The sequence below is a fragment of the Kitasatospora sp. NPDC001664 genome (genome assembly GCF_053596675.1).
This window is the reverse complement of record NZ_JBSFGS010000072.1, coordinates 1-6,611: the sequence shown is the minus strand read 5'-3', so window position 1 is coordinate 6,611 and position 6,611 is coordinate 1. Positions and strand designations below refer to the sequence as shown.

The 6,611-nt window shown below is 73.9% G+C and carries 10 protein-coding genes; 5 read left to right on the top strand and 5 right to left on the bottom strand.

Annotated elements, in window-relative coordinates:
* Positions 1-145: 145 nt before the first annotated feature.
* Positions 146-847 carry a bifunctional DNA primase/polymerase gene (locus ACWCYY_RS40450; protein WP_345282721.1) on the bottom strand — a complete coding sequence of 234 codons (702 nt, stop codon included), beginning with the start codon at positions 845-847 and terminating at the stop codon, positions 146-148.
* A gap of 353 nt (positions 848-1,200) precedes the next feature.
* On the opposite strand from ACWCYY_RS40450, the gene ACWCYY_RS40445 reads away from it, so the two are divergent.
* Entirely contained in the window at positions 1,201-1,449 is a 249-nt protein-coding gene (locus ACWCYY_RS40445) for a hypothetical protein (protein WP_345282723.1), read from the top strand.
* 7 nt (positions 1,450-1,456) lie between these two features.
* Here the strand turns inward: ACWCYY_RS40445 and ACWCYY_RS40440 are convergent, their stop codons facing one another.
* Positions 1,457-1,879 (bottom strand): PadR family transcriptional regulator, encoded by a 423-nt coding sequence (locus tag ACWCYY_RS40440; RefSeq protein WP_449798936.1) that lies wholly within the window; start codon positions 1,877-1,879, stop codon positions 1,457-1,459.
* A gap of 312 nt (positions 1,880-2,191) precedes the next feature.
* Here ACWCYY_RS40440 and ACWCYY_RS40435 point away from each other — a divergent pair, with 312 nt between their 5' ends.
* Entirely contained in the window at positions 2,192-2,869 is a 678-nt protein-coding gene (locus ACWCYY_RS40435; protein WP_449798935.1) for a hypothetical protein, read from the top strand.
* An 86-nt stretch (positions 2,870-2,955) separates the two neighbouring features.
* On the top strand, positions 2,956-3,336 hold the full coding sequence (locus ACWCYY_RS40430) for a hypothetical protein (protein WP_449798934.1): 381 nt from the start codon (positions 2,956-2,958) through the stop codon (positions 3,334-3,336).
* Positions 3,337-3,381: 45 nt separating this feature from the next.
* Here ACWCYY_RS40430 and ACWCYY_RS40425 read toward each other — a convergent pair whose 3' ends face one another.
* Positions 3,382-4,125 carry a hypothetical protein gene (locus ACWCYY_RS40425; RefSeq protein ID WP_449798933.1) on the bottom strand — a complete coding sequence of 248 codons (744 nt, stop codon included), beginning with the start codon at positions 4,123-4,125 and terminating at the stop codon, positions 3,382-3,384.
* Between the two features lie 127 nt (positions 4,126-4,252).
* On the opposite strand from ACWCYY_RS40425, the gene ACWCYY_RS40420 reads away from it, so the two are divergent.
* On the top strand, positions 4,253-4,951 hold the full coding sequence (locus ACWCYY_RS40420) for an SMI1/KNR4 family protein (RefSeq protein WP_449798932.1): 699 nt from the start codon (positions 4,253-4,255) through the stop codon (positions 4,949-4,951).
* Between the two features lie 50 nt (positions 4,952-5,001).
* Positions 5,002-5,898: an aminoglycoside phosphotransferase family protein gene (locus ACWCYY_RS40415; RefSeq protein ID WP_380150172.1), complete on the top strand. Its 897-nt coding sequence runs from the start codon at positions 5,002-5,004 to the stop codon at positions 5,896-5,898.
* A gap of 41 nt (positions 5,899-5,939) precedes the next feature.
* On the opposite strand, the gene ACWCYY_RS40410 is transcribed toward ACWCYY_RS40415, so the two are convergent.
* Together ACWCYY_RS40410 and ACWCYY_RS40405 are read right to left on the bottom strand one after the other, a co-directional pair.
* Positions 5,940-6,338, bottom strand: coding sequence for a hypothetical protein (locus tag ACWCYY_RS40410; RefSeq protein WP_345282735.1), 399 nt, complete (start codon positions 6,336-6,338; stop codon positions 5,940-5,942).
* A 9-nt stretch (positions 6,339-6,347) separates the two neighbouring features.
* Positions 6,348-6,611: sigma factor-like helix-turn-helix DNA-binding protein (locus ACWCYY_RS40405; protein WP_449798931.1), on the bottom strand; the 264-nt coding region annotated here is incomplete at its 5' end.

Below are 6,611 nucleotides of genomic sequence, written 5' to 3'. Positions count from 1 at the left end.
TCCCCGCCCGTTTTTCGTTGGGGTCCCCGGCCGCGGGCGCGTTGACCCCCCCCCCCCGGGGGGGGGGTTTTGCCCCCCCCCGCCCCGGGGGGGGGGGGGGGGCGGGCCCCCGCCCCCCCCACCGCCCTTCCCTTCTGACCGGCCGTCAGCCGATCAGCCACTGCTCCTGGGCCACCGCGCCGACCTCGGTGCAGGCGTCGGTGAGCACGTCCAGCACCCGCAGCGCGTCCGGCAGCGGCAGCTCGGGGCCGCGCAGCCAGCGCACCTGGGAGCCGTCCGGCAGCGAGGCCGGGGGCAGCAGGGTGTAGGAGCCGCGGCAGTGCCAGCGCAGGCCGGGGTGGTCCGACATGGTGTCAGGAGTGCTGTCCAGCACGCTCGGCCACCACTCGTCCTCGTCCACCGGGGTCCCCCGGGTGGCGGTGAAGAACAGGTACCGGTCCTCGCCGACGGCGGCCACCGGGCCGTGCACGCCGAGCGCCTCCAGGCGCTCCAGGGCCAGCCGGCCCGCCTCGGCCGGCACGTCCAGCACGTCGTGGGCGCGGCCGGTGGCGGTGACGAAGTTGGCCTGCGGGTCGCGGGAGAGCCAGCGGGCCAGCTGCTCCGGATCGACGGTGGCCTGGGTCTGCCAGGCGAAGGAGACCGGGTGCTGGGCCGGAGCCGGACAGCCGACCCGGTCGCAGGAACACCGGTGCCCCGCCGGATGCGCGGCCGGCGCCAGCGGGAACCCCGCCCGCACCGCCTTGAGCAGCAGGTCCAGCCTCCCGGCCGGATCGCCCCCCGCACCCGGCCCGGTCCGCTCGCGGTCACGCCGCTGCCACCAGGCCGTCCACCTGCTGCTGGCTTCCATCGGACCCCTTCCACACCTGCTGTAGCTGCCGTGCCTGGTGTGACACAGCGACCGACGCAAACATCCGACGCAACGCCGGAGCCCACCCCGTTGCTTCCCCGGGGTGCGGTCGGTCCGGCAGCTTCGCCGAGGGCCGGAGCCGGTGTCGCCGGACGGCCGAGTCGCCCGGGGCACGGTTCGAGGCGGACCCTTGAGGGGCCCGGGTACCAGGGAACTCCCAGGGGCGTACAGAGCAGGATAAGGGTGTCGGGGGGGCCGTTCGGACCGCGGGCGGTGCTGCGCTGGTCACACCGGCCCCTCACACCGGCCACCGGGCACCTCCACCGGACCGTCACACCCGTAGGCTGAGCAGCGTGAAGAGCGCGGACACCCCCTTCGTCGGCGGCCCCCTGGACGGCCGGACCCTGCCCGTCGGGCTGACGCCGTTCAGCAACGTCCCCAAGGTCTACAAGGTCCCGGTCCCCGCACACGGGGACACCCCCGCCGTCACGCTGGTCTACCGGCGCGCCAAGGAGTACGACCCCAAGGGCCGCTGGCGCTGGGTCTACGAGTACCAGGACCCCTCGGCCGCCGAGGCCCCCGCTCCTTCCGCCGAGGGCTGACGGACCGTCACACCTCCTCGGCCAGGATCAGGTACAGCTTCTTGCGGGCCTCGGTGAGCACCGCCAGGCCCTTGGCCCGCTGCTCCTCCGTCCCGGTGGTCATCACCTGACGGATCGCCTGGTCCACCGCCCCGAGCGCCTGCCCGACCTCCTGCACCGCCTCCCAGTCCAGCCCGCGGCCGGCCTGCTCCCACGGGTTCGGCGCACCGGCCTCGGCCTCGGCGCGGCCCTGCTCGGTCAGCTCGAACAGCCGCTTCCCGGACGCCTCGCTGCCGACGATCAGCCCCTCCTCCTCCAGCAGCTGGAGCGTCGGGTACACCGACCCCGGGCTCGGCCGCCAGGCCCCGCCCGAGCGCTCACCGATCTCGGTGATCATCTCGTAGCCGTGCATCGGCCGCTCCACCAGCAACGCCAGCAGCGAGGCCCGCACATCCCCCCGCCGAGCCCTCCCCCCACGCCGCCCGTGCCCGGAAAACCCACCCCGGCCACCCCCGCCCCCGTGCCCGAACGGCCCCCCGAACGGCCCCCCGGGCCGCCCGCCGCCGAAGCCACCGAAACCCTCCCGCCGCTCACGGCGACGGCCTTCTCCCCTGTCGTATCCGTACCCACGCATGGTGATCACTCACTTTCGTTGACGTTGTCATCGAGCCATCTCGATACTTCGACGATATATCGCTAACTATCGCTCGTCAACGCTCCGAGCATGCGGAGCCGGAGGGCGCGGGTCAGGTACGGTGCGGGGATGATCAAGGGTGTCTCCGCCGCTGACGGCGAACCGGACGCGATGGTGCTGGCCGGCTACTTCGTCGCGGTGCCCGCATCGTTGAACGGCTCGGCAGTGCCCCGGAGGCCAGGACTCACCACGGCGTCCGACTGTCTGGTCGACCGGCTTCCGGAGGACGGGGACTGGTTCGCCGGCCCGTCGGAGGCGTTGGCGGCCTGCCGATCCGTCCCCGTGCCGGAGGGAGCGCGCCTCCACGCCCTGCTGGTGCCCGCCGACCACGTCGACGGCTTCGCCGCCGACGTCGTCACGGCCGGCACCGACGAGCCGGTGCTTCTCGCGCACCTCGGCCGGCGGACCGGTCTGCCCGCCGCCGAGTCGGCCGGACGCGAGCTCGGCTGGGAGGTGCTCGGCTACGACCACGGCCTCCTGCACACCTGGCTCTGCAACGACCTGCACGGGGACGGCGTACGCGAGCTCGGCGTGACCACCGACCCCGACCGCGTCCTGCTGCCCGACCGGGAGTCCGCCGTCCGCGTGGCGGCCTGGGCCAACGCCCGCACCGACACCAAGCCCGTCACCTGGTTCCCCGCCGCCCTCGTCGAATGGGACATCCCGATCGAGGGCAGGCCCGGCCCCGCTCCCTCCGAGACACCGGTCCCCCCGGTGACCCCACCCTGGTGGCGCCGGATCCTCTGACGGACCGCACCGGACCGGTCGGTCGTCGCCGCGGTGGGACGGTGATGTCCTGAGGCGGTGTCAGCACCCTGCTGGATGATCCGGCCATGCTGATCGCGACCAACGAGCGTGGCCACGTGGTGGAGCGCGCCACCGGGCCCACCATCGGGACGATGCTGGCCAACCTGGGGCGGGGCAACGCCCACCTGGTGGTGGAGCGGGTGGGCGGAGAGCTGCCGGGCAGCTGGTACGTCCAGGTCCGACTCCGGGAGAACAACACCTATCAACTCGAGTACCGGGACGGCGTCGCCGAGCGGCACTTCCAGACCCTGACCGTCTCCCAGGAGAAGGTCCTCACGGCACTGCTCGGCTGGGCCGGCGCGAAGCCGGGCTGGCAGGACGGCTTCATGTGGAACAACATCGGCGATCAGTTCGGCACCTGCGACCATGCGGTGCCGGAGCCGGAGCCGGCCGACCTTGGGGGCTGACCGAGGCGGCCGAGGGACAGGCCTTGAGCCGGTACGCGGTTCGCGCTAGCGGGAGAAATAGGTCTTGACGCTGACGGCCGGGCCGTCGGAGTACTGCCGCACGGCCGCCGCGGCGTCGCCCGTGACGGGGACGGAGGAGGTGCCGCCGGGCGGGATGGTGGTCAGGCCGCCGATCGGGATGACGGCGGTGGTCTGCTGGGGCGTGCCGGGCTTGGGCTTGTCGTAGACCAGGTAGACGACGCGGACGGAGACCGGCGTGGTGTTCGGGTTCTTCAGCAGGACCTGCTCGAAGGGGTCGAACTTGGTCATGGGCCGACCGGAGGCGTCGGCCGGCTTCGCCTCGACGGCGGTCGCGTCGGCGGGGAGGTCCGCCGGGGCGGTCTCCTTGACGGTCACCTTGACGTCGGCGACCTGCTCCGCGCCGGGGCCGCCGAAGGCCAGGACGTCGTAGCCACCGCCGGGTTGGACCACGAGGCCGCCGCGGTCGCTGCCGTACGCGGTGGTGACCCGTACGTCGGGGAGGTCCTTGCCGGTGGCGTCGACTGCCGTGATCGCCAGGGTCGGCGCCACGCTCGTCCGGCCGTCGTTGCCGATGATGAGCGTCTGGTCGATGAACTCGTGCTCGCCGCGCGCCTGGTAACGGAAGGTCAGCGGCGGGGCCGGTGCGGCCGACGCGGGCGCGGTGTGCACGGCCACGGCCTCGGCTTCGGCCGGGCTCGGGGCGGCGGTGCCGTCCGGGGTGCAGGCGGCCAGCGCGAGGACGCCGAGGGCGAGGCCTGCGAGTGTCACGCCGCGCCGGGGTCGGACGGAGGTTCGATCGGTGCGGAGCATGGCCGGAGACTAGCGCAAGCGGCAGACGCCGGCCTTCTGCCGGGCGGCCGGAAGCGTGTCCGACGGGCGGGCTACGCTCCGCGCCATGGATGATCAACTGTGGGTGGGCGTGCGCGCACGTGTGGAGGCGTTGGCACCGGCCGGGCCGGAGCCGCAGTCCGCCGTGTTCGGGTCGAACGGTCATCACTTCGCCCTCGACCCGGTGCTGTCCCCGGCCGAGCTGGCGGAGCTGGAGGCGCAGATCGGCACCGAACTGCCGCCGGAGTACCGGACGTTCCTGCTCCAGGTGGGTGCCGGCGGAGCCGGACCGGCCTACGGGGTCTTCCCCGTGCGACGGACGGAGGACGGGTGGCGGTGGGAGGGCGACGGCGCGGACCTGGCCGACCGGGCCCGGCTCGCCGAGCCGTTCCCGGCGACCGTGCTGGACCCGGCGGTGGTGGAGGCGCTGCTGGAGGAGTGCCCCGAGGAGGAGGACTTCGAGGACATCGAGGAGTTCGACACCGCCCACGAGGCGTGGGACGAGCGGTGGGGCGAGGTGATGTGGGATCCGGAGCGCACCGTCGGCGCGATCGTCATCTGCCACCAGGGCTGTGCGATCCGTCAGTGGCTGGTGGTCAACGGCCCGGAGAGCGGTCGCATCTGGGAGGACCTCAGGGCCGACGAGGTGGATCTGGCTCCGCTCCTGGACGAGGGCGGCCGGCCGGTGACCTTCGCCCGCTGGTACCTGGACTGGCTGGACCAGGCGGAACGGCAGGCGAAAAGCACTGGCCCCGGCCTCGCGTGATCTGTTCTGCTGCTGCCGTCAACGGATCAGAGCCGAGGAGTTCGCGCGAAGTGACCATGCACGAGGATCAGGTGGACGTGACCACCGGGACGGTGGCGGGCCTGATCGGGGATCAGTTCCCGGAGTGGGGAGGGCTGGAGGTCCGGTTCCTGCCGTCGACGGGGACCGTCAATGCGATCTTCCGGGTCGGGGACGGCCTCGCGGCGCGGTTCCCGCTGCGGGCGGCGGGCGGTGCCGCCGAGGTGTCGGCGGCGCTGCGGCGGGAGGCCGAGGCGAGTGCGGAGCTGGCGCGGGTGTCCCCGTTCCCGGTGCCGGAGCCCGTTGCGCTGGGGGAACCGGGGGCGGGCTTCCCGCTGCCCTGGTCGGTGCAGACCTGGCTGGCCGGGACGGCCGCCACGGCCGCCGATCCCGGCCGGTCGGAGCGGTTCGCCGAGGACCTCGCGGCCTTCCTGGCCGCTCTCCGGGGGGCCGACACCCGGGGGCGGCGGTTCAGCGGCGGGGGCCGCGGCGGGGTCCTGACCGACCACGACGAGTGGATGGCCCTGTGCTTCGAGGAGAGCGAGGGGCTGCTCGACGTCCCCCGGCTCCGCGGGATGTGGAGCCGGCTTCGGGAGCTGCCGCGCGAGGGCGCCGACGTGATGAGCCACGGTGATCTGACCCCCGGCAACGTGCTGGTCGCCGACGGCCGGCTGGCCGGTGTGCTGGACACCGGCGGCTTCGCCCCGGCCGACCCCGCGCTGGACCTGGTCGGCGCCTGGCACCTGCTGGAGCGGGGGCCGCGGCAGGTGCTGCGGACGGCACTGGGCTGCGACGACCTCGAGTGGGAGCGCGGCCGGGCCTGGGCGTTCCAACAGGCCATGGGCCTGGTCTGGTACTACGTCGAGAGCAACCCGGCCATGAGCGCGATGGGACGCCGCACCCTCGACCGACTCCTCGAAGACGAGTAGGACCGCGCCGGTGAGTGCCGGTGAGTGCCGGTCAGCGCCGGTCAGCGCCGACGGCGGAGCGCGGAGCGCAGGGCGGCCCCGGAGGCGGCGGCCGCCACGAGCAGCAGCAGCGGGACGGTGAGGGCGAGGGCCCGGGCCGGGAGGTCCGGCCGGGGTACGGCGTAGGAGCCCCAGGGGGTACGGACCGCGTCCACGCTCTCGCCGGGGTGGCCGTCGTGGCGTAGCGAGACCTGGGTGCCGTCCGCCAGCAGGCCCGTGCACTGGACGTAGCCGTCGCGGCCGCCGTGCCTGGTCTCACAGGCCGTCAGGGCGACGTGCTCGGCCCGGCCCCGGGGAGCGGTCAGCGACAGGCCGAGGAAGGCGGCGAGGCCGGCCGCGCACAGGCAGAGCACCATGAGCACCGCCCACAGCCCGGCCGTCGAACGGGTGGAGGTCGTCATGACGTCCCGTCAGGCCGCGAAGAGGGCGAGGCGCTCCTCGCCGAGGTGGGTGCGGAGGGTGGCGAGGGCGCGGGTGGTCTGGGACTTCACGATCGAGGTGCTGATGCCGAGGATCTCGGCGGTGGTCTCGACGCTGTGGTCCTCCCAGTGGCGCAGCAGGACGATGGCGCGGTCGCGCGGGGAGAGCAGGGCGAGGGCGTCCAGCAGGGCGAGGCGGACGGCGGTGGTGTCGGGGGTGGTGGGGCGCTCCGGGAAGCGATCCACCGTCAGTTC